Consider the following 21,264-nt stretch of genomic DNA (forward strand, 5'->3'; position numbering starts at 1 on the left):
TCCCAGGCTCCGGAAATCGGCGTATCACGAGAAAGACCGGTTTTAGGGGGCAGGCGGGTACGTTTGACGGGCGGGGTCAGTTCTTGTGCCCGTTCGATTGGCACCCCTGAGAAAGAGAACTATGCGCGCTCGCGCCCATGCATCATCCTGGCTGCGCGCAACTGTCGCTGTCGTCGCCGTCGCCGCCCTCGTCACCGGATGCAGCGCCACGGCGCCGAGCAGCGCGACGAACACGCTCACCTACGCCATCAACGGCGGAACTCTCAGCGGGGGCAAGATGGACATTCACTCCTCAGCGTTCCAAGCCACCGCCCTCGTGATGCGCAACTCCTTCGACTCCCTCGTCTACCAGAAGGCCGACGGTTCGTTCGTGCCGTGGCTCGCCACCTCGTGGCAGGTCTCCGACGACGGCCTGCAGTACACATTCGACCTGCGCGACGACGTAACCTTTCACGACGGCGAACCCTTCAACGCCGAGGCTGTGAAGGCCAACTTCGAGCACGTCGTCGCTCCCGAAACGGCGTCAGCGGATGCCGCGAGCCTTATCGGGTACGCCGAAACCGGTGGGTTCTACGCCGGCACCACCGTCGTGGACGAGTTCACCGTTCGGGTGGACTTCAACCAGCCCTACGCCCCGTTTTTGCAAGCCGTGAGCACCGCCAAGCTCGGCTTCTACTCCCCGGCGACGCTCCGCGACAACGCCGCCCAGCTGCCGGCCGGCGGACCCGGTGTCTCGGTGGGAACCGGCCCGTACGTGCTGAGCAAATACACGCCCGACCAAAGCATCGTCTTCACCGCGAACGAAGACTACGACTGGGCACCGGAGGGCAGCACCCACCAGGGTGCGCCCGCGATCGAGACGCTCGAGTTCCGCATCCTGCCCGAATCGTCGGTGCGCACCGGCGCCCTCACGAGCGGCGAGGCGCAGATCGCCAGTGACATCACGCCGAACACGGTGGGCCAGATCGGCGACGACTTCACGATCGAGAACGTGACGATGCCCGGCCTGCCCTACACGCTGTTTCTCAACAAGGGGCACGGCGTCTTCGCTGACGAGAACGTGCGACGCGCCTTCGCGCTGGGTGTCGACATCGGCCCGGCCGTGGAGAGCATTTACCAAGGGCAGGCCGAGCGGGCCTGGAGTATCCTCTCCCCGGCCACCCCGAACTCCTACGATCCGAGCCTCGAAGACAGCTGGGCCTTCGACCCCGACGAGGCCAATTCCCTGCTCGACGCGTCTGGCTGGACCGAGCGCGACTCCGAGGGCTACCGCACCAAGGACGGCGTGCGCCTGAGCGCCCAGTGGCTCGCCTACACCCCGGTCTCGGACGCCAACGCGAGCCTCGGCGACGTGGTGCAGTCCGACCTGCGCGACATTGGCTTCGAAATCGTGCGCGAGAACGTCGAGATCGCCCAGTACTACGAGGCCTTCGACGCGCGCGACTACGACCTCTCGGACTGGAGCTTTCCGAGCGTCGACGCCGACGTGCTGCGCGCCCACCTGCACAGCGGCGGCTACAAGAACGGCTCGTCCACAGCCGACCCGGTGGTCGACCAGCTGCTCGACGACGCGATCGCCACGAGCGACCCTGCCGAACGTGAAGCGCTCTACGCACAGCTGCAGCAGTGGAACGCCACCCACGTGGCGATGGTGCCGATCACAGTGCCCACCGCGATCACCGCGTACAGCCCCGTCATCGAGAACCTGAGATTCGACCTGTACGGGCAGCCGCTCTTCTATGAGGCCTCCCTCACACGCACGCCGTGACCGAACGCCCCGAGAACCCTGCCCGCCGATCCAACCGACCGGGCACCCGCCTGGCCGGCCGGCTTGGCGGCATGCTCCTCGTGGTGTGGGGCGCCGCCACCGTGGGCTTCTTCTCACTTCGGCTGATCCCTGGCGACCCGGTGAACGTTCTCGTGGGCCTGGGCAACGTGTCGCAGCAGGTGCGTGACCAGATCCGTGAAGACTGGGGCCTCGCCGATCCGCTGGTTGTGCAGTACGTCGGTTATCTCGGCCGGCTTGTGCGGGGTGACCTCGGCACCTCCTACCGCATGCAGCAACCGGTGGGCGATGTGATCGGCCAGCAGCTCGCGCCTACCGTGCAGCTGATGGCCCTCGCCATCGCGTTCGCCGTGCTGCTCGCTCTCGCATCCGCGATCCTCGGCCGCAGTCGTCGCACTGCCCCTGTCGCCGGCCTGCTCGAACTCGTCGCCGTGTCCTCGCCCACCTTCTGGATCGGGCTCGTACTGATCAGCGTGTTCGGCTTCGGGCTGGGCTGGTTCCCGGTGGTGACCACGACAGGGTTCGGCACCCTGGTGCTGCCCGCCGTGACCCTCGCCATCCCGGTGGCCGGAATCCTCAGCCAGGTGCTGCGCTACGGCCTCGACGACGCGGCGGCCCTGCCCTTTGTCGACACCGTGCGGGCCCGCGGTGCCAGCCGGACCCGCCTCGTGCTGCGCCACACCCTCCGTCACGCCGCCGCGAACAGCGTCACCCTCACCGGTTACATCGTGGGGTCCCTGCTCGGCGGCTCCGTGCTCGTGGAGACGGTCTTCGCCCGTCCCGGGCTCGGACGGGTTGCCCTGAACGCCATCGTCGACCGCGACGTGCCCGTGGTGCTCGGAATCATCGTGCTCGCCGCCGTGGCGTTCTCGCTGGTCAACCTGCTCGTCGACCTCGTGGCCGACCGCCTCGATCCCCGCCTCACGACCGAGCAGGCCTACGCATGAGCATTCTCGCCGCCGCCCAAGCCCGACGGGTGAAGCGGATGCCGACCCCGGCCCTCTGGGTCGCCGCCGGCTTCCTCCTACTCCTCGTGGCGTCCGCTGTGATGCCCTGGCTCTTCACCGACGCCGACCCGCTCCGCACCGACATTGGGGAGGCGCTGCTGGCGCCCAGCCTCGGGCATCCGTTCGGCACCGACCAGGCCGGTCGTGACGTGTTCGCGCGGGTGGTCTACGGCTCGCGGTACTCGCTCGCGATCGGGTTCGGCGCGACCCTGATCGCCCTCGTGGCGGGACTACTGATCGGCTCGGTCGCGGGGCTGATGCGCCGTGTCGGCGACGGAGTGCTGAGCCGAGCGATCGAGATCGTGATGGCCTTCCCCGAGTTCCTGCTCGCGCTGATCGTGATCGCGATTATCGGTCCGGGGGAGGCGAGCCTGCTCGTGGCTGTGGCCATCGCGGTGATTCCCTCGTACGCTCGAGTCGCCCGGGTGCAGACGCTCGTCGTGAAGCGAGCTGGGTACGTGGAGGCCGCGCGCACCCTCGGTGTCTCGCCCGCGGTCACCGTGCTGCGCCACGTGGTGCCGAACGCGCTCGGGCCGCTGCTCGTGATGGCCACCATGGGAATCGGCACGGCCATCACGGCCGCCGCCGGCCTCAGTTTTCTGGGCCTCGGGCCGAAGCCGCCCACGCCGGAGTGGGGACTGATTCTCGCGGAGGGGCGCAACTTTCTGGCGACAGCCTGGTGGATCGCCGTTTTCCCTGGGATCGTGATCACGGCCACCGTCGTCTGCACGAGTATTCTCGGCCGGCACCTGCAGGCCCGCGCGGCGGGACGGCAGCGATGAGCGTCGTGAGTGTGCGCAACCTGCGCATAGTCATGCCTGGGTCAACGACCGCCGTGGTTGACGGGGTGTCGTTCGGCATTGAGGCGGGGGAGTGCCTCGGCATCGTGGGGGAGTCCGGAGCCGGCAAGACCCTCACTGCTCGCAGCCTGATCGGGCGCGCGGGGCACGGAGTGACGGCCGACGAGCTCACGGTGGCCGGAGTCGACGCGCGCGGCCTCACCGATCGAGGCTGGCGTGGCCTGCGTGGCGGCCGTGTGGGACTCGTGAGCCAGGACGCGCTTGTGTCACTCGACCCGCTGCGACGCGTGGGCGCCGAGGTGGCGGAGCCCCTCGAGGTGCACGAACCGGGGCTCGGCCGCGCTCTGCGTTCGCGCCGCGTGCTGGAGTTGCTCGGGCAGGTCGCCATGCCCGAACCGGCCCTGCGCGCGCAGCAGTATCCGCACGAACTCTCCGGCGGGCTGCGCCAGCGGGCGCTCATCGCCTCGGCCATCGCCGCGTCACCTGGCCTGCTGATCGCCGACGAACCGACGACCGCCCTCGACGCCACCGTGCAGGCGCAGATCGTGCGGTTGTTGCGCGAGCTCAAGGAGTCGGGCCTCGCTCTGCTGTTGATCAGCCACGACCTGGGCGTGATCCGCGAGCTCGCCGACCGGGTGGCCGTGATGAAAGATGGACGGTTCGTGGAGGTGCAGGACGCGGGTGACCTCTTTGCCGCGCCGCGGCATCCGTATACTCGCGAGTTGCTCGCGGCTGCCTCTCTGGGTTCCGCTGCGGTGCCGGTGCCCGGCCCCGTGGTGTTGGCCGCGCGTGACCTGGCCGCGTCATTCGGAACCCTGCGGGCCGTCGACGGTGTCTCGTTCGAGCTGCGCGCCGGCCACACCGTGGGCATCGTGGGCGAATCGGGCTCCGGCAAGAGCACCGTGGCACGGATGCTGCTGGGTACGCAGTCGCCCACCCGCGGCTCGGTGCTGCTCCGCGGCGAACCCTGGAGCGAGGTGCCTGAACGGCAACGCCGCGGTCGCCGCGGCGGGATCCAGATCATTCACCAGGACGCGCTGAGCGCCTTCGATCCCCGCGCCACCGTGCTGCACATTCTGTCTGAGGCGATTGCCCTCGGTGGCACGGGTCGCCGGCTGCGGAGGGCCCGGGCCGTGGAGCTGCTCGCGCAGGTCGCGCTCACAGACACGCTGCTCGGGCGGCGCCCGCACGAACTCTCCGGCGGTCAGCGGCAACGAGTGGCGATCGCCCGGGCGCTCTCGCGCGAGCCGAGCATCCTGGTGTGCGACGAGCCGGTGTCGGCGCTCGACGCGCAGGTTCAGGCCCAGGTGCTCGAACTGCTGGCCTCGCTGCAGGCATCGACGGGGCTCGCGATGGTGTTCATCTCGCACGACCTCGCCGTGGTGCGCGCCCTCAGCCACGAGATCCTCGTGATGAAGGAGGGTGTTGTCGTGGAGCAGGGGCCGGCAGCCGAGCTGTTCGCCGCGCCGCGGCATCCGTTCACCCGTGAGTTGCTCGCCGCCCACCGCTAGAACCGGGGTTGTGCGAGGGGGAACGAGTCAGGCCTCGGAACCGTTCGGTCGCTGGTTGATCGCGTCGCCACCACTGGTGAGGTCGGCGCCGTCGGGCAGCTCCAGAACCTCTATGACGCCGGTCGCCCCGAGTGCGAGCAGCTCGGCGATGAGAGCCGGGCTTCCGCCGACCACTGTCGAGTTGAAGTCGATCTCGCTGGCGAGAAACCACTCCCGGCCTTCCGGCCACAGCAGCTGCGGGGTGAGCACGCTGACCCCGTACTCGTCGGCCCAGCCGGACGCCCACGCCCAGCCAAGATCAGCCAGAACGCGCACGTCGAGTTCGAACAGCAGGGACTTGCGCTGGGGAACCTCTAGTCGGGGGTTGGCCCAGGCCTCGAGAATGGCGGCATGCCGTTCGATGCTGCTTTCGAACCCTCCCTCGTCGCCCCGGGTGAGCCTGACCGCCGAACCGTTTATCTCTCCGAACCCGGCCCACAGCGTCGCCAGGCAGGTGTCGGCCGTCGCCGTGTGCCGCGCCAGTACCCGGGCGACGGCCGCGAGTTCGGGCAGGTCCATGCGTCCCCAGGCGGGCTCGCCGTACTGCCAGCCGTCCTCGCCGAATGCGGGCTGGCGGTAGCCGTCGGTCAACGATCCCCACTGGGCCAGCGGATGCATCACGGTGCCCTCCCGCTCGGCCGCCTCGGCCCACCGCACCACGTGTGTATTCTCCGACCGCGCCTGATCCCCGGTCCAGAGCAGGTACTGCCCGTCGGACGGGTGGAAAATGCGCGCATAGGCCTCATATCGGGCGGGAAGCAGGCCGGCGATTGTGGCCCAGGAGCCCAGAGCGTCGATGACCCATTGGCCCCGGTGGATCGCGGCGGTGGGTCGCACGGGCCAGATCGGGGAATCACTCATTTCTTCAGGTTATCGAGTAGATTCCACTCATGACCGAGTCCGCCGAAGCGCTTCCGAAAATCGGGGCTCCGGCGACCCGCGCCCTCGCCGCCGCCGGAGTCACTTCGCTGGCCGACGTGCGTCGGTCTTCTCTCGACGACATGGCCGCGCTGCACGGCGTGGGGCCGAAGGCGATCCGGCTGCTGCGCGAAGCTCTTGACCACACGGAGGCGACCTGATGCCCGAGATGAACAACGACACCACACCAGAAGGCGAACACACCGAGCGGTATGCCGACGGCGCAGTCAAGGCGCGCGGGCTCCGGATCGACGGTGAACTCGAGGGGTACTGGGAGTGGTTCCGCAAGGACGGCTCCAAGATGCGCGCGGGCAGCTTCGCCCACGGCGAGCAGGTGGGCGAATGGATCACCTACGACCGCGCCGGGGCGCCACACAAGATTACACAGATGAAGGGGCCAGCTGCCGAGGGGTGATCGTTGTGCGGTGGCGGATCGCAGGCTGAGAAATCCCTGACGGCCGCGGTATCGTGGAACATTCCGTGGCGCTCGGGCGTTTCACCGGGCGAGGGTTTCAGCCCGTGACGTGATTTTGATAGTGACTGCAGCAGGGAGAACATACGATGACTGGCACAACGGAAAAGGCGATACTGGCCGGCGGCTGTTTCTGGGGAGCCCAGCAGCTGCTGCGCCGACGCGCTGGCGTGATTTCCACCCGGGTGGGCTATTCAGGCGGCGACGTCCCCAACGCCACCTATCGCCACCACGGCACCCACGCCGAGACAGTGGAGATCGTCTTCGATCCCACGGTCATCTCGTATCGCGAGGTGCTCGAGTTCTTCTTCCAGATCCATGACCCCTCGACGCGAGACCGCCAAGGCAATGACGTGGGAGTCAGCTACCGTTCGGCGATCTTCTACACGAGCGACGAGCAGAAGCGCGTCGCTGAAGACACCATCGCGGACGTGGACGCCTCCGGCATCTGGCCGGGCAAGGTGGTCACAGAGGTGAGCGCCGCCGGCCCGTTCTGGGAAGCCGAGGAGGGGCACCAGGACTACCTCGAGAAGTACCCGTCCGGATACACCTGCCATTTCGTGCGCCCGGGCTGGAAGCTCCCGAGTCGTAACGCGGAGCCCGCCCGCTAGTCAGCCCGGGCAGTATCCCCGCGGCACGACAGCACGCGCGTTTTCCGGTCGGCCGAGTGCCGACCGGGGACGGGTGCGGTCTCCGCCGCGAACCCTCGGCAAGCGACGGCATCCGGGTATCATGACCTCGCGGATTGAGCCGGGAGGGTGACATCTATGGCACTGAGGCCGGCGCGTCTGGCGATGAATGACCTCGCCGACATGCGCGAATCCGTGTTCTTTGACGGGCCCCGGGCCCGTGAGCGGACCACCAGATTCTGGATCCTGCTCGTGCTCTCCTCGATCATCGCTGCCGCGGGCGTGGCGGCCGATTCGACCGCCACCGTGATTGGGGCGATGATCGTCGCGCCGCTGCTGCTGCCGATCCAGGCGACGATGCTCGCTACCGTGCTGGGGGACCGGGGCAACCTCGTGCGATCGCTGGCGCTCGTTCTCGGGGGCGCGGCGCTCGCGATCGGCATTGGCGTGCTGCTGGGTCTGATCGTTCCCGTCGATGTCGTGGCTGAAAGCAACGTGCAGGTCGCGTCGCGGGTGAGCCCGCGGCTGATCGACCTGCTCGCCGCGCTGGCCACCGGTGCGGTCGGCTCGATTGCCCTGGTGCGCCGGGACATTTCCGACACCCTTCCGGGTGTGGCCATCGCGATATCGCTCGTGCCGCCGTTGTCGGTGGTCGGACTGACACTCGAGGCTGGGGCCTTCGCCGAGTCCCTCAGAGCCCTTCTCCTGTTCGTGACGAACGTCGCGGCGATCCTCGCCACCGGCATCGTGGTTATGGCGCTGTACGGCGTCAACGGCCTGCTGTCGAAGCCGGCCACGCCGCGTGAGCGCCGGGCACGGCTGCGGCGGGGAATCCTGGTCTCGGCCATAATGGGGCTGGTCATCCTGCTGCCGCTCACGGTGGCGAGCGTCACCGTTGCACAGTCGTCGTCGCGGGAGGCATCCGTTCAGTTGGTCGCCGAATCCTGGGCGACAGATGCCGGTTGGGAGCTTTTCAGCGTGGCCACGGACCGGGGCGAGGTTACAGTGCGGGTGGAAGGAGCCCTCCCGCTCCCCAACACCGAGGAGCTGGAGCGGCGACTTCGCTCTGCCGGCATCGACCCCACGGACGTACATGTCGACCTCGTGCCCGTCTACTCCGTCGACTTCTGACGTTCGCTACGTTTCGCGGCCTGGCACTCGTCTCAAGGAGGACCACGTGGCGAAACAGGTGCCGCGAGGCAGGGGAGACCTGAGTAGGGTGTCGGCATGCCACACGAAGCAGCCATCCTGTCAGTCGACGGCCCGCACGGCCTGCGCGAGATGCGCCTCTCGAGCCCGAGCCGCGTGCTGTGGCCCGCCGTCGGACTCACCAAGCTCGATTTCGCCCGCTACATCGTGGCCGTCGGCGAGGCCTTCGTGGCAGCGAACGGCGACCGCCCGATCTCCCTCCAGCGGTTCTCCGACACGATCGACGACGAACAGTTTTTCTCCAAGAACCCGCCCCAGGGAACCCCCGACTTTGTGCGGGCGGTGGATGTTGTCTACCCGAGCGGGCGGAGGCATCCGCAGCTCGTGATCGACGAGCCAGCGGCCGCCGTGTGGGCCGTGCAGATGAACACCGTCGTATTTCACCCGTGGCCCTCGCGTGCCGAGAACACCGACAACCCCGACGAGCTGCGCATCGACCTGGACCCGCAGCCCGGCACTGACTTCGACGACGCGATCCCGGTGGCCATCGAACTTCGCGAGCTGCTTGCCGAGGCTGGCCTCACGGCGTTCGTCAAGACGTCCGGCAACCGAGGTCTGCACGTGTTCGCGCCGATCGAGGCCACCCGGGAGTTTCTCGACGTGCGCCACGGCGTGATCGCAGCGGCCCGAGAACTCGAACGACGGATGCCGAAACAGGTCACCACGGCCTGGTGGAAGGAGGAGCGCGGCGAGAAGATCTTCGTGGATTTCAACCAGGCCAATCGGGACCGCACCATGGCCGGCGCGTACAGTCCGCGGGCGCTCGCCCACGCACCCGTGTCGTGCCCGCTCGAGTGGGAGGAACTCGGCGACGCCGACCCGCGCCGATACACGATCGAAAGCGTGCCGGACCGGCTGGCCACGGTCGGCGATCCGTGGGCGAGCCTGCACGCACAGTACGGCACCCTGGATGTGCTGCTCGCTTGGTGGGACCGTGACGGGCAGGCCGGGCTCGGGGAACTGCCCTTCCCGCCGGACTTCCCGAAGATGCCGGGGGAGCCGCCCCGCGTGCAGCCGAGCCGCGCGCGCAAACCGGACTGACCGCATCCGCTCGCCAGGACCGGTGAAGCCGAGACGCGCCGGTCACCGCTGAGCGGCGTGTCGCGAAAGACACCGGGTTGCGCAGGGCGGGCTCGCCGGACTTAGTCTTAGGCAGTGACCCCCGACTCGCCCACCGACGCAGCCCGCGCAGCGAAGGGCAGCGCCGCCCTTCAGGCACTGGCCCGGCTCGGCTTCGCCGTGAACGGTTTGCTGCACATTCTTATCGCCGCAATCGCGGTTACCGTCGCGATCGGTTCCGGCGAGGATACCGCAGACCAATCCGGAGCCCTCGGACAACTCGCGGCCAACCCCGGTGGCGTATTCATTCTCTGGACCGTTGTCGTGGGCTTGTTCGCCCTGGGTGTCTGGCTGCTGCTCAGTGCCTTCCTCATGCAGGGCTCCGACCCCAAGCGCCGGTGGTCGCGCCGAGCCGCGAACCTCAGCAAGGCGGCGGTCTACTTCGTTCTCGGCGGGACCGCGGCTACCTTCGCGCTTGGGGGAGCCACGAGTTCCGGCGGTAGCGCCCAAGACGCGACCGCGGCCCTGCTCGGGGCCCCTGGCGGCGTGGTCCTGCTCGTTTTCGCGGGCCTGGTCGTGCTGGCCGTGGCCGGATATTTCGTGTTCAAAGGCGTCGCCAAGAAATTCACCACCGATATCGCGGTTCCGAGCGGCCCCACCGGGAAAGCCATCATCGGCCTCGGCGTTGTCGGGTACATCGCAAAAGGCATCGCGCTGGGCGTCGTCGCCGTGCTCATCCTGTACGCGGCGTTCACGCACGACCCGAGCAAGTCCTCCGGCCTCGACGGAGCGCTCAAGGGCTTGGCCGCGCTACCCTCCGGAGGTCTCATCCTCGGGGCCGTCGGGATCGGACTGATCATGTACGGCGTGTACTGCTTCGCACGGGCCTGGCGCGCCCGGTTCTAGGGCGCTGGCACAGCCGCGATGTGAGTCACCAGCGAGACCACGCGCTCGCGCAGGGCCGTGCTGCGCACGCTGAACCCCTTCTGCAGCCGCACGTATTCGGCCTTGCCGGCGGGCGTCTCCACGGCTACCGGCGCGTAGCCCCAGTCGGACAGATCATAGGGTGATGCCTGCATGTCGAGCCGGCGAATGTCGCGAGCCAGCTCGAACGAGTCAAGCAGTACCTCTCCGGGCATCAGCGGCCCGAGCTTGATCACCCACTTATATACATCCATGCCGGCGTGCAGGCAGCCGGGCTGCTCAAATGTCGGCTGGTTCTCGCGGGTGGGCTGCAGCTCGTTGAGCGGCAGCGCTTCGGGAGTGAAGAACCGAAACGCGTCGAAGTGACTGCACGTAATGCGGTTGGCCTCCACGACCTCGTCGGTGTCGCCCTGCCCGAGCCGCAGCGGCGCTACATGTCGATGCTCGCCCTGCCGGTACACCATCGCCCACTCGTGCAAACCGAAGCACCCGAAGTTGGCCGGACGCAGCGCGGTCTTCGACAGCAGCGACGCAATGAAGCGGACGCTCCGTCCCTTCGCCGCCACAAACCCCGCCTCGTCCACGGCCACGTCCGCCCCCTCTGACGTGTACCACTTCCAGGTGGCCCGATCGAGCCCCGCCGCGCCCTGCAGGACGACTCGCGCACCAGGGTGCCACCGGCGCAGCAACCCCGGACGGAACGGATAATACGTGAACAGAAAATCGTCAACCGGATGCGACCGGCCGCTGGCCGCGCGCAGCCGACGTTCCAGAGTGAGTGCGTCCGCCCGGTCTTGGTGGGTCTGCTCGAGGGCGGTCCACTCGGCGGACTCGAACACGCGCTGTTCAGTGAATTCCACGCGTCAAGAATACCTTCCGGTTCACCGCAACACCGGAACCGGGGCAGGATGGAGTCATGGCGAATACCGAACAACAGCCCTGGATCAAGAACTACCAACCCGGGGTTCCTGCCGAAATTGAGCTTCCGTCCGAATCGCTGGTGCAGATGTTCGAACGTAGCGTCACGGAGGCCGGCGACCACCCTGCGCTTGAGTTCTTCGGGCGTCGCACCACCTACGCCGAACTCGGCGAGCAGGTCGACCGGGCCGCGGAAGGCCTGCGGCACCTCGGCGTGCAGGCCGGCGACCGGGTGGCGCTGATCCTGCCCAACTGTCCCCAACACGTGGTGGCGTTCTACGCGGTGTTGCGCCTCGGCGCCGTGGTCGTGGAACACAACCCGCTGTACACCACGCGGGAGCTGCGCCACCAGTTCGAAGACCACCAGGCGCGGGTCATCATCGCCTGGGACAAGACCGCCGAAGCCATCCGCGAGTTCCCCGCGGATATCGAGATCGACCACGTCATCTCGGTCAACCTGCTCGAGGCCTTCCCCGCCGTGAAGAGGCTTGCACTGAATCTTCCGGTGAAGAACCTGCGCGCATCCAAGGCCGCACTCACCGGCAAGGCACCCGGCACCATCCCCTGGAAGCAACTGCTCACCCACGCCCCGATCGATCCCGAACACCCGCGGCCGGGCGTCGACGACCTCGCGGCGATCCAGTACACCTCGGGGACGACCGGCCGTCCCAAGGGCGCGATGCTCACCCACTTCAACCTGTATTCCAACGCCCTGCAGGGCGAGGCCTGGATGCACGGCGCCCAGTATCGCAAGGAGGTGTTCTACGCGATCCTGCCCATGTTCCACGCCTTCGGCATGACTCTCTACCTGACCTTCGGCATCCGCAAGCAGGGTCTGCTCGTGCTCTTCCCTAAATTCGAGCCGGGACTGATTCTCGATGCCATGAAAAAGTCCCCGGCCACGGTGTACTGCGCGGTGCCGCCGATCTACGAGCGCACCGCCCTCGCGGCGAAGGAGAAGGGCGTGTCACTGAGGTCATGCACGTACTGCATCTCCGGGGCGATGAACCTGCCCGACCACGTCGTGGAGTTGTGGGAATCCGTCTCGGGCGGCCGACTCGTGGAGGGCTACGGCATGACCGAGTCCTCTCCCGTGGCGCTCGGCAACCCGTTCCACGACACCCGTCGCACGGGCACGATCGGAGTGCCCTTCCCCTCCACGCTCATGAAGGTCGTCGACCTCGACGACCCCACACTCGAGGTCGCCGAGGGCGAGCCGGGGGAGCTGCTGCTGAAGGGCCCGCAGGTGTTCCAGGGCTACTGGAATAACCCCGAGGAGACGGCGAAGACCCTGCTCCCGGGGGGATGGCTGCGCACCGGGGATGTTGTCACGGTCGACGTCGACGGCTTCACCACGATCGTCGACCGCGCCAAGGAGCTCATCATCACCGGCGGATTCAATGTGTCGCCCACCGAGGTCGAGACGGCGTTGCGGCTGCACCCCTCCGTCGTGGACGCGGCGGTCTTCGGCAAGCCGCTCGAGCGCGGCGGCGAGATGATCGTCGCCGCGATCGAGCTCAAGCCGGGCGCCGCGCTCAACGAGCAGGAGTTGCGCGAGCACTGCCGCGAGCACCTCGCCGCCTACAAGATTCCGCGGCGCATCGTGCAGATCGAGAACACGCCACGGTCCCTGTTGGGCAAGATCCTGCGCAAACAGGTGCGCGAGCAGGTGTTGCCGACCCTCTAGTTCCGCGCGACGAGCACAGTTTCCATCGCGTCGAAGAAGGCGTTGTACCCGATCACTGTCTGCGCGTACTGCTCCTCGCTGAGGTGCCCGCCGGTCTGAACGAGCGTCATCTCAGCCCCGCCGTCAACCGCGGTCACGTCAACGGTCACCGGCTCCCGCGCCGGGTTGGCCGGGTCGTCGGTCATCGTGAAGGCCAGTCGCTGAGGCGGGACAACCTCGGTGTATTCACCCAACCACTGGATCGTCGTGCCGTCGGGCAGGTGCATCACGGCGCTCCAAACGCCGCCGACACGCACGTCGAGCACCAGGGTGTCGAGCGGAACGGAGACGGCCTCTGTGCCGAACCACACCGAGAACTGCTCGGGGTCAGTCCACAGCGCGTAAGCGCGGTCGGGGGAGGCCGCGAAACGGCGGGTGACGGTGATTCCAGCGGTCATGGATGTTCTCCTCGGATCGTGTTTTTCTGTGGGCTACGACGGTATCGTGCCAACCTGCGTCTGTTCCATGCTTTCCTTATATCTAAGCAGCGGATGCCCGCGGCGCGAGGGAGGACCCCATGACAGACCAGGCCGCACAACCCGCGAGTACTCCGAGCGCCGAGGTCGTCGAGGGCGTCTTCGCCCTGGCACGCGACGGCCTCACCGGCCCGCTCGGCGAGATGCTCGACGCGGGAGTGCCCCTCGACATGCTCAACGGACGAGGCGACTCGCTGCTGATCGTGGCGACCTATGCGCAGCATCTCGACACTGTGACCGCGCTTCTCACCCGCGGCGCCGACACATCCGTTGTCAATGCCATGGGCCAGACGGCTGTGGCCTGCGCGGTGTTCCGCAACAACGAAGCGCTGCTGCGGGCGCTTCTCGAAGCGGATGCCGACCCCCTCCTCGGCGCCCATCCGGCGGTGGCCATCGCCGACCAGTTCGGTTTTCCCCGCATGCGTGAGGTCACCGAATCGTACGACTGCCCGTAGCCACCCGAGAGTTTTCACAACGGTAACCTGCGCATCACATCGTTGAAAAGCGGCAGATTTAACCTGAATCGATGGTTCGGGACAACACAGCATGATCGACAGGGTCGACCCCTTCATCGGGACCGACGTCACCAGCCTGCCTCCGCGCAACGGCCTCGCCGCGACGTGGTGGTGGCCGAAGCCGCAGATCGGCAACACGCACCCAGGCGCCACGTTTCCGCTGGGCATGGTGTCGGCCTGCGCGTATTCCGGCGCGTACCCCACCGGGTACGGACGCCATGACCTCAGCCTCGAGGGCATCCCCGCGCGCTTGCACGACCAGCAGCTCGCCTCGGGCTTCACGCATTTCCAGCAGTCCGGAACCGGGGCTATCCGCAAGTACTACAACTACTTCAGGGTCACCCCGATGATCGAGCCGCTCGACGAGCTCGGACGCACGTGGCAACTCAGCAAGGAGCAGGCGCAGCCCGGCTGGTATTCCGCCACCCTCGACTCGGGCATCACGGCGGAGCTCACCGTGGGTCCGAAGAGCGCCGTGCACCGCTACACCTTTCCCCAGCATCGCAACGCGCGCATCGTGATCGACTTCTCGATGGGCGGACTCTCGATTCCGTACGGTGCCACCATCCCCTTGCGCGCGCACATCGAATGTCTCGAGCCCGGTGTGGCGTGCGGTCAGATCGTGGCGGAAGGCGTGCCGCTCTCGGTCTATATCGAGTGTGACACCCCGCAGTGGCGGCAGATGCTGTGGTACGACCGCCGGCTCATGCCCGGAGGTACGCGCCTCGACTTCGACCGCATCCGCCCCACCACCCTGCGCACGTTCGGGCTCATGTGGGCGGGACCGAGCGAACAGGGCGACACCATTGAACTGCGCATCGGCTTCTCGCTGCGCGGCGTCGAGCAGGCCAAAGCGAACCTCCTGGCCGATTGCGGGCCAAAGCCAGCCGGTTTCGCGGAGCGACGCGCTCTCACCGCGGATGCCTGGCGCAGCCAGCTGGAAGCCATTACCGTGGTCACACCCTCGGTCGAGCGACAGACGATCTTCTCCACCGCGCTCTATCACTCGCTGATCAAACCCTGCCTCGCGCCGTCCGAGAGTCCATTCTGGCCCGACGACGGCCCCTTCGCATTCGATGTCACGACCATGTGGGACATCTACCGCACGCAGCTGCCGTTGCTCACGGCGCTGATGCCTGAACGCGCCATCGAACTGGCGACCGCACTGCTCACGATCTGCGAGGAGGAGGGCAACTTTCCGATCGGCTACCGCATGGCGCGGGGGAGCGACCGCTTCTCCCGGCAGGGCAGCGCGCTCGTGCACACCTTCCTCGCCGACCTGTGCCAGCTCGGGCTGCCGGGCATCGACTGGGACTGGGCCCTCGTGCACATGTCCGACGACCTGCGCCGCACCTACGGCGAGGAATTTCTGCTGCGCGGCGTGGCGCATCCGATCACGCACACCCTCGACCTCGCGTTCGGCTATTGGTGCACGGCCAAGGTGGCGGAGCACCTCGGCGACACGGCTCTCGTGCGCCAGTTCACAGCCCTCGCCGAGCAGTGGTCGAACGCGTACGACCGGCAGACGGGGCTGCTCCTGGACTCGACTTTCTATGAGGGCAGTCGGCACAACCACTCTTTCCGACTGCAGCACGACATGGCCGGCCGGATTGCCCTGAGCGGTGGCGCCGAGCGTTTCACCAGGCAGCTCGACACATTCTTCGGCTTCGGGGCGGGGCCCGTGGCCCAGCTCGGCGAGGCGCCAGCGGCATCCGTTGTGCTCGCCGGGTACGACCTGGGGCGCTTCGAAGGGCTCAACAATGAACCCGACATGGATGCCCCGTGGGCCTACCACTACGTGGGTCGCTGCGACCGAACGGCCGAGGTTGTGCACAACGTGGTGCACCAGCAATTCGGCATCGGGCGCGGCGGGCTTCCCGGCAACGATGATTCGGGCGGCCTGAGCTCCTGGTACGTCTGGGCTTCGCTGGGTCTCTTCCCGGTCGCCGGACAGAACGTGTTCCTGGTGAATGCGCCCTCGTTCGTGGAGTCGACGATGGCCGTCGGGCGCAACACCCTCATCATCCGTACCCGCGGCTTCGTCGAGCCCGTCGCGGGCGGGCCCGTGCAGTATGTGCAGGCCGCGCGTTTCAACGGCGAGCCGCTCACCCGCAGCTGGCTGCGCGGCACCGAGGTACACCGCGGCGGCGAACTGCTGGTTGATCTGGGCCCCCGGCCGAGCGACTGGGGAACCATCGGCCTCCCCCCGAGCGCCGCCCCCAAACCTCCGTTGACCCTCCTCAATCCACCTGCGTCAGGAGACTGAAAATGGAATCCATGCAATCCGTCGAAAAGAAGGCGACCGAAAACCGGCTCGTCATCGTTGTCAGGGCCGACCCCGTGATCTGCGGTCATTCGGTCGAAGCGCGCAACCTCGCCGAAACGGCGCTTGAGCGCGGGTTCGATGAGGTGCGCATCGTCACCTGGCCGATCGAGCAGCTGCAGAAGTCCGGGCTGCCGTTGAAGCCGCTCGACTCCGTGCTGCCCTACAGTCCCGGCATCGTCGTCGACCGGCCCGAGCCCGTAGGCGATTACAAGATCATCGACGGCCGCTACCTTGCCGGGCTCACCGGACGCCTGATCGAACTTTTCACCGACGGCGTGCCCACGGTCTGTCTCTCGCTTTATCTGTGCCCGCACACTCTCGCGGTCTCCGATGCCATGCGCGCAGCCCTCGGAACGGGTCTGCCGGTAAACGTCACGACGATAGCCGAGGCCGTGGGCTCAGACGTGACCAACGTTGTGCGCACAGCTGTAGACGAGGGGCGGCTCGGCGCCGCAGCCCACATCCTGTCGAGCTATCTCAGCCAAGACCACTGCGTGGCCGTCTCGGAGTACACGCGCGGTCTGATCCTCGCCGAGGCGGAACTCGTAGACGCGCAGTTCGGAACCCGCTATGCGGCCCAGTGCCACGAGCGTGTCTCCATCTCGTACCCCGCCATCGATTCGGATTCGTACCTCGACCTCGACGACGCAGTGCTTGCCGATGTTCTCACGGCACGGGGACTCGAACGCAATGGCTACATACTGTTCTTGTCCAGGCTCACGGCTGCCAAGGGCGTTGACGACCTCATCGCGGGCTACGAGCTCAGCGCCGCAAACTCCTCGGCGATCCTCGTGATCGCCGGTCGCGGACCGGAGGAAGCGGCCCTGCGCGAAATTGCGGCGCGCTCACCCCTGGCACACCGCATCCGCTTCCTGAACGATGTCGGCGACGCCGAGAAGCCGTACCTGATGGCCGGGTGCGCGGCCTTCGTGTTGCCGAGCAAGCCGCGCCCCGAGTTCGTGGAGACCTTCGGCATCGCCCTGGCCGAGAAGATGCTGGCCGGTGGTGGCCCGGTTATCACGACGCTCACCGGGGGCATCGGGGAGGCCGTTGGCGGGTTCGCGCTCATCGTTCCCGTGGAGGACCCGTTGGCGATCGGCGCCGCCATCGATCACGCCGTGCTCGAGACAACGGATGCGCAGCGGCACGCGTGGGCGCTGCGCGCCCGTGACTACGCGATGCAGTTCGACCGTCGCACCGTCTTCGACCGCATGTTCGCCCTCATCACGCGAGACGTCGGCGTGGCTCGTCAGCACTGGGGAACGGTGAATTCGGGACGCGCTGACAGGGAGTGCGTCCCGAGGGGCTACTTGCTCGCGGCCACGAACGCCCTGGAGAACGACCACTGAGGGTTGCTGACGCCCGAGCACATGTAGGCGGGGATGCCGCCGGTGCAGGGTTGGTCGCGGGTCAGCTCCCACCAGCTCAGCACACCGAGGGAGTTGGCCTTGGCGAACTGCGCCAGCGCAGTGGCGTCGGTGACCGTGAAGATCTCACTGGGGAGGTCGTTCTGGCCGATCATCGGGGTGACGCCGATCATCGAAAGACGCTGGGCGCTGCTTAGCCCGGCGTAGGCCGGGATGGCCCCGAGCTGGGCGGCGGTGGCCTTCGCGGCGGAGATGGCAGCCGCCCCCATTGCGGTGGTGCCGTCGCCGTAGTCCATTGCCATTACGTTCACGGCTGAGAGCTTCACACCGGCGGCAGCGAACTCGCTCACTGTGCGCGTTCCGCTCGCGATGAGACCGTACGGCATCACGGGCAGAGTAATTGATACCTGCACTGGGCGCCCGGCAGCGGCGCGCTGGGCCTGGAGCGTCGCGACCACGGCGGCGCGGCGATTGTTGGACGTCGAATCGGAGACATCGGTGCCCTCGAGGTCGAAGTCGATTCGGGTCAGGTTGTAGCGAGTGACGACCTTTGTGTACGCCGCCAGCAGGGTCGCCGAGTTGGTGCAGACCCGGGCGAGTTCGTCGTTGATCGCGCCGCCGAACGAGGCAACGACCTGGCCGCCACCCGCCTGGAATGCGGAGATGTTCGCGAGGTTGTCCCCGGCCGTTCCCACGGTGTACTCCGTGTAGCCGGCCCAGGTGGGGCTGCAGGCGTTTGACCGGTCGGCCACGATGAATGCTGCGGTGACGGCCTTGACGCCGGTGGCGGCGGCGAATTTCGTGAGGTCGGCGGTCGGCCACAGCCCCATGTCCACATACGGAGCTACGAGGAGCGAGCCGGTCGGGCCCGGCGTCGGGGTTGGAGTTGGAGTTGGGGTCGGAGTGGCCGTTCGTGTTGGCGTCGGCGTCGCGGTCGGCTTCGGAGTGATGGTCGGCGTGGGCGTGGGCGTTGGAGTTGGCGCGGCGCCGTTGATCGTGCACGGAATCGCCGTGGCCCCGACGCTGAGCCCGATGACCTTGCACGCGGTGGGAAAGAGGGCCGCTGTCCCGACTCGATAAGACGTGAGGCCGAAGGACGTGGCGGCGCCGGGTGCGAGCGCGGGTGCCCACGACGGTGCCTTCACGGCGAATCCGCCGGGGGATGCCGCGAGCACCCCGTTCCAGAGCGTGTTGACCCTGTGTGCATAGGTGAAGGAGATCTGCCACGGGCTCAGCTTCGTGGTCGAGCTGTTGCGCACGCCCACTTCCGACTGGAATCCGGTCGTCCACACGTTCGTGTTCGTCCAGGTCACCGCAAGGCTCGGTGTGGCCGCCGCGGCTGGCAGAACACTCACGGTTCCGAGACCCAGTGCCACATTCACGGCCGTGCTCAAGGCGATCGCGAGCGGGCGGATTCGTCGGGTAGCTGAAGTAGGCACTCGGTATCCTCTGTGGGTGGCGTATGGCCGCAGCTCGGTCGCCCGCCCGAAGGGCCGACGCCCATAATGGCCCCCAAAAAGGGGGTTAACTACCGGGTGAAACTGATCGTACCCTGTATGTCCATCGGTTCGATCAAAAACTTTTAGCGCGCCGCGGGGAGATTGATTGTTGCGAGGACCGTTCGGCCGGTCGAGGCCGCCCGCGGTGCCATGTCAACGAGGGCGATCTGCTGCAAGGCGAACGCCGCACCCACTGCGATCCGCGCATGATTCTTGATCGTGATGTGCGGTCGAAACTCTGCCCCGGTGAAGGCCGGCTCATCGGGTGACGCACCGAGCGGACGCAGGGTCTCGATGAGAAGCTCGTGCAGCTGTGACAGGGCCTCGGTTGGCAGCACGATCGTCACCGGCACGTCCTGGCGCCGGCCGAACAACTCGTCCTCGCCCGCCACAGCTGGCAGGGCGGAGTGAGCGGACGTCGCGGCTACGATCGCCGACGCAATCACGCCGGGTTCGGCGTCCGTGAGGAACGGCGGCAGCACCGTGACGTGCAACGGCCAGTCGTGCACCGCAAAGCTGTCGCCCTCGTGGAGCGGCGTGAGGGGGAGAACAACGACGAGGCGGGGCATGGGCCGATCCTACGGGCACGCGAAACCGAGATGCACGTTCGGACGACCTTCCTGCGCCACGTTCGACGGAGATTTCGCCCGCTTCATCGCTGGGAAGCGCCGAATTGGGTTTTTCCCCTCTGCGTCAGGCTGGTTGTGAGTCAGTTCACGATCAGTAGGAGGCAGGGAACGCTACAGGAGGTAGGTGTCGGCGAACGCGCGCTTGGGCGGAAGGGTGAGGAGGGTTGAAACGCTCACGACGATTAACAGGATCGAGGCGACGATCACGAACGCGGCGAGAGCGAGTGTCGGCAGCACGAACATCACGAAGCCGGCCACGATCGACAGGGTACCGCTGACGAAAGCGAACCAGCGTGGTTTCACGACACTCCGCACGCCGCCGACGATATCGATGACGCCTTCGGCGATCCAGCCGATCCCGATCACGAAGGCGAGGACAGTGAGTGACGCCACCGGATCCGCAATGCAGAAGATGCCGGCGGCCACGACGAAGGCGCCGAGAATACCCGACAGCCAGCGCATGCCAGCCGTGACCTCATCCTGCATGAACGCGGCGGCGATGCGAAAGATCCCGGACGCGATCAGATAGATCCCGAAGATGATTGCGACCGTGAACAGGGTGGCCTGAGGCCACACGAGACCAATGGCACCGAGCACGAGCCCGATGATCGAAATTGTGATGAGTGCGCCCCTATGAGCCCGGCGCACCCCGACGTAGACGCTGGATACGTTCGACATGCCGACATTATGGCACCGCATGTGCCGCACAACCAGCCCAATTGGACCTGGCCCGCGTGGACTTATACGCGAGGCCAGGAGGGACGAGAACAGGCAACACTCCGGGTCAGATAAGGTATTCGGGCGGACCCGCCACGGTTCCGAACGCGCGCTTGTGGTAGAGCAGTGGCTCATGGTTTTCGCTGAAGCGCCCCTCCTCGATGTCGAGCACGATCAGGGCGTTGAGGTCGATCGGCACCTGCCGGTTGACCCGGGTGACGAGCACGCCGATCGCGTCGCGCAGGATGGGCAGGCCGAGGTCGTTCACGTACCAGTGGTCACCCGAGAAGCGCTCCGACGTTGTGCCGGCGAAGCGCTGGGCGAGGCCCTGCGACTCCTTGGCCAGGAAGTGCACCGCGAGCAGCGAACCCTCGGCGACGGCGGGCCAGCTGGAGGCGGTCTGGGCGATGTTGAAGGTCGCCCGGGGCGGGTACGCCGAGAGCGAGGCGAGCGAGGTGGCCGTGAACCCGACCGGCTGGCCGTCGGGCGTTGTGCCCGTGATCACCACGACCCCGCCCGGGTGGTTGCGGAAGGCTCTAATGAAGGATTCCTCCACGGTCTCAGTCATGGTGGCGAGGGTGGAGACGTCGGCGGGGGCGACCGGGGCGTTGATCTGACTGGTCATGGGGTGCCTTTCCAAACTCGGTTGCTGAATCACGTCATCGATCGGCTACTGCCACGAAACCGCACCCGGCGTCGTGGAGCAAAAGACATGACGCCGTGTGTCAGCGAAAACG

21 protein-coding genes are annotated in these 21,264 nt (G+C 67.1%); 14 read left to right on the forward strand and 7 right to left on the reverse strand.

The window, feature by feature from the left end; genetic code table 11:
* Nucleotides 1-121: 121 nt before the first annotated feature.
* Genes BJ997_RS05955 through BJ997_RS05970 form a run of 4 tightly spaced genes read left to right on the forward strand, consistent with a single transcriptional unit; the run spans nt 122 to nt 5,104 of the window.
* The gene (locus BJ997_RS05955; protein ID WP_035840062.1) at nt 122-1,768 is read left to right on the forward strand and encodes an ABC transporter substrate-binding protein; all 1,647 of its coding nucleotides are present in this window, start codon (nt 122-124) and stop codon (nt 1,766-1,768) included.
* Nucleotides 1,765-2,733 (forward strand): ABC transporter permease, encoded by a 969-nt coding sequence (locus BJ997_RS05960; RefSeq protein WP_236629137.1) that lies wholly within the window; start codon nt 1,765-1,767, stop codon nt 2,731-2,733. Before BJ997_RS05955 ends, BJ997_RS05960 begins: the two co-directional genes overlap by 4 nt.
* Nucleotides 2,730-3,575 (forward strand): ABC transporter permease, encoded by an 846-nt coding sequence (locus tag BJ997_RS05965; RefSeq protein ID WP_035840060.1) that lies wholly within the window; start codon nt 2,730-2,732, stop codon nt 3,573-3,575. Before BJ997_RS05960 ends, BJ997_RS05965 begins: the two co-directional genes overlap by 4 nt.
* Nucleotides 3,572-5,104 carry a dipeptide ABC transporter ATP-binding protein gene (locus tag BJ997_RS05970; RefSeq protein ID WP_183323286.1) on the forward strand — a complete coding sequence of 511 codons (1,533 nt, stop codon included), beginning with the start codon at nt 3,572-3,574 and terminating at the stop codon, nt 5,102-5,104. The genes BJ997_RS05965 and BJ997_RS05970 overlap by 4 nt, the downstream gene beginning before the upstream one ends.
* Before the next feature lie 27 nt (nt 5,105-5,131).
* On the opposite strand, the gene BJ997_RS05975 is transcribed toward BJ997_RS05970, so the two are convergent.
* Nucleotides 5,132-6,004, reverse strand: coding sequence for a hypothetical protein (locus tag BJ997_RS05975; RefSeq protein WP_035839132.1), 873 nt, complete (start codon nt 6,002-6,004; stop codon nt 5,132-5,134).
* 29 nt (nt 6,005-6,033) lie between these two features.
* Here BJ997_RS05975 and BJ997_RS05980 point away from each other — a divergent pair, with 29 nt between their 5' ends.
* The 6 genes from BJ997_RS05980 to BJ997_RS06005 all read left to right on the forward strand — a co-directional run bounded on the left by BJ997_RS05980 (nt 6,034) and on the right by BJ997_RS06005 (nt 10,336).
* Nucleotides 6,034-6,222 carry a helix-hairpin-helix domain-containing protein gene (locus BJ997_RS05980; RefSeq protein WP_035839134.1) on the forward strand — a complete coding sequence of 63 codons (189 nt, stop codon included), beginning with the start codon at nt 6,034-6,036 and terminating at the stop codon, nt 6,220-6,222.
* Complete coding sequence (locus tag BJ997_RS05985) at nt 6,222-6,476, forward strand: toxin-antitoxin system YwqK family antitoxin (protein WP_236629107.1); 255 nt, start codon at nt 6,222-6,224, stop codon at nt 6,474-6,476. The genes BJ997_RS05980 and BJ997_RS05985 overlap by 1 nt, the downstream gene beginning before the upstream one ends.
* A gap of 146 nt (nt 6,477-6,622) precedes the next feature.
* Complete coding sequence (msrA, locus tag BJ997_RS05990; RefSeq protein ID WP_035839137.1) at nt 6,623-7,144, forward strand: peptide-methionine (S)-S-oxide reductase MsrA; 522 nt, start codon at nt 6,623-6,625, stop codon at nt 7,142-7,144.
* A 156-nt stretch (nt 7,145-7,300) separates the two neighbouring features.
* Nucleotides 7,301-8,293 carry a DUF389 domain-containing protein gene (locus tag BJ997_RS05995; RefSeq protein ID WP_084141612.1) on the forward strand — a complete coding sequence of 331 codons (993 nt, stop codon included), beginning with the start codon at nt 7,301-7,303 and terminating at the stop codon, nt 8,291-8,293.
* A 96-nt stretch (nt 8,294-8,389) separates the two neighbouring features.
* Nucleotides 8,390-9,412 carry a non-homologous end-joining DNA ligase gene (gene ligD / locus BJ997_RS06000; protein WP_035839140.1) on the forward strand — a complete coding sequence of 341 codons (1,023 nt, stop codon included), beginning with the start codon at nt 8,390-8,392 and terminating at the stop codon, nt 9,410-9,412.
* A gap of 114 nt (nt 9,413-9,526) precedes the next feature.
* Complete coding sequence (locus tag BJ997_RS06005; protein WP_035839144.1) at nt 9,527-10,336, forward strand: DUF1206 domain-containing protein; 810 nt, start codon at nt 9,527-9,529, stop codon at nt 10,334-10,336.
* Here BJ997_RS06005 and BJ997_RS06010 read toward each other — a convergent pair.
* Nucleotides 10,333-11,214: a hypothetical protein gene (locus BJ997_RS06010; protein ID WP_052542597.1), complete on the reverse strand. Its 882-nt coding sequence runs from the start codon at nt 11,212-11,214 to the stop codon at nt 10,333-10,335. The genes BJ997_RS06005 and BJ997_RS06010 overlap by 4 nt on opposite strands.
* A gap of 56 nt (nt 11,215-11,270) precedes the next feature.
* On the opposite strand from BJ997_RS06010, the gene BJ997_RS06015 reads away from it, so the two are divergent.
* The gene (locus BJ997_RS06015; RefSeq protein WP_035839147.1) at nt 11,271-12,959 is read left to right on the forward strand and encodes a long-chain-fatty-acid--CoA ligase; all 1,689 of its coding nucleotides are present in this window, start codon (nt 11,271-11,273) and stop codon (nt 12,957-12,959) included.
* Here BJ997_RS06015 and BJ997_RS06020 read toward each other — a convergent pair.
* Nucleotides 12,956-13,396, reverse strand: coding sequence for an SRPBCC family protein (locus tag BJ997_RS06020; RefSeq protein WP_035839150.1), 441 nt, complete (start codon nt 13,394-13,396; stop codon nt 12,956-12,958). The genes BJ997_RS06015 and BJ997_RS06020 overlap by 4 nt on opposite strands.
* 119 nt (nt 13,397-13,515) lie before the next feature.
* Between BJ997_RS06020 and BJ997_RS06025 the strand changes: the two genes are divergently transcribed.
* The 3 genes from BJ997_RS06025 to BJ997_RS06035 all read left to right on the forward strand — a co-directional run bounded on the left by BJ997_RS06025 (nt 13,516) and on the right by BJ997_RS06035 (nt 17,664).
* Nucleotides 13,516-13,929: an ankyrin repeat domain-containing protein gene (locus BJ997_RS06025; protein WP_035839152.1), complete on the forward strand. Its 414-nt coding sequence runs from the start codon at nt 13,516-13,518 to the stop codon at nt 13,927-13,929.
* 91 nt (nt 13,930-14,020) lie between these two features.
* On the forward strand, nt 14,021-16,255 hold the full coding sequence (locus BJ997_RS06030) for a glycoside hydrolase domain-containing protein (RefSeq protein WP_052542598.1): 2,235 nt from the start codon (nt 14,021-14,023) through the stop codon (nt 16,253-16,255).
* Between the two features lie 2 nt (nt 16,256-16,257).
* On the forward strand, nt 16,258-17,664 hold the full coding sequence (locus BJ997_RS06035; RefSeq protein ID WP_236629108.1) for a glycosyltransferase family 4 protein: 1,407 nt from the start codon (nt 16,258-16,260) through the stop codon (nt 17,662-17,664).
* On the opposite strand, the gene BJ997_RS06040 is transcribed toward BJ997_RS06035, so the two are convergent.
* The 4 genes from BJ997_RS06040 to BJ997_RS06055 all read right to left on the reverse strand — a co-directional run bounded on the left by BJ997_RS06040 (nt 17,622) and on the right by BJ997_RS06055 (nt 21,152).
* Entirely contained in the window at nt 17,622-19,121 is a 1,500-nt protein-coding gene (locus BJ997_RS06040; RefSeq protein WP_183323289.1) for a cellulose binding domain-containing protein, read from the reverse strand. The genes BJ997_RS06035 and BJ997_RS06040 overlap by 43 nt on opposite strands.
* A 143-nt stretch (nt 19,122-19,264) precedes the next feature.
* Nucleotides 19,265-19,750, reverse strand: a complete 486-nt coding sequence (locus tag BJ997_RS06045; RefSeq protein ID WP_183323290.1) for a 2'-5' RNA ligase family protein — start codon at nt 19,748-19,750, stop codon at nt 19,265-19,267.
* Nucleotides 19,751-19,921: 171 nt separating this feature from the next.
* On the reverse strand, nt 19,922-20,488 hold the full coding sequence (locus BJ997_RS06050) for an HdeD family acid-resistance protein (protein WP_035840594.1): 567 nt from the start codon (nt 20,486-20,488) through the stop codon (nt 19,922-19,924).
* 106 nt (nt 20,489-20,594) lie between these two features.
* The gene (locus BJ997_RS06055) at nt 20,595-21,152 is read right to left on the reverse strand and encodes a flavin reductase family protein (RefSeq protein WP_052542806.1); all 558 of its coding nucleotides are present in this window, start codon (nt 21,150-21,152) and stop codon (nt 20,595-20,597) included.
* Nucleotides 21,153-21,264 lie beyond the last annotated feature (112 nt).

The organism is Cryobacterium roopkundense, from assembly GCF_014200405.1.
In the GTDB taxonomy this organism is placed as follows: Bacteria; Actinomycetota; Actinomycetes; order Actinomycetales; family Microbacteriaceae; genus Cryobacterium; species Cryobacterium roopkundense.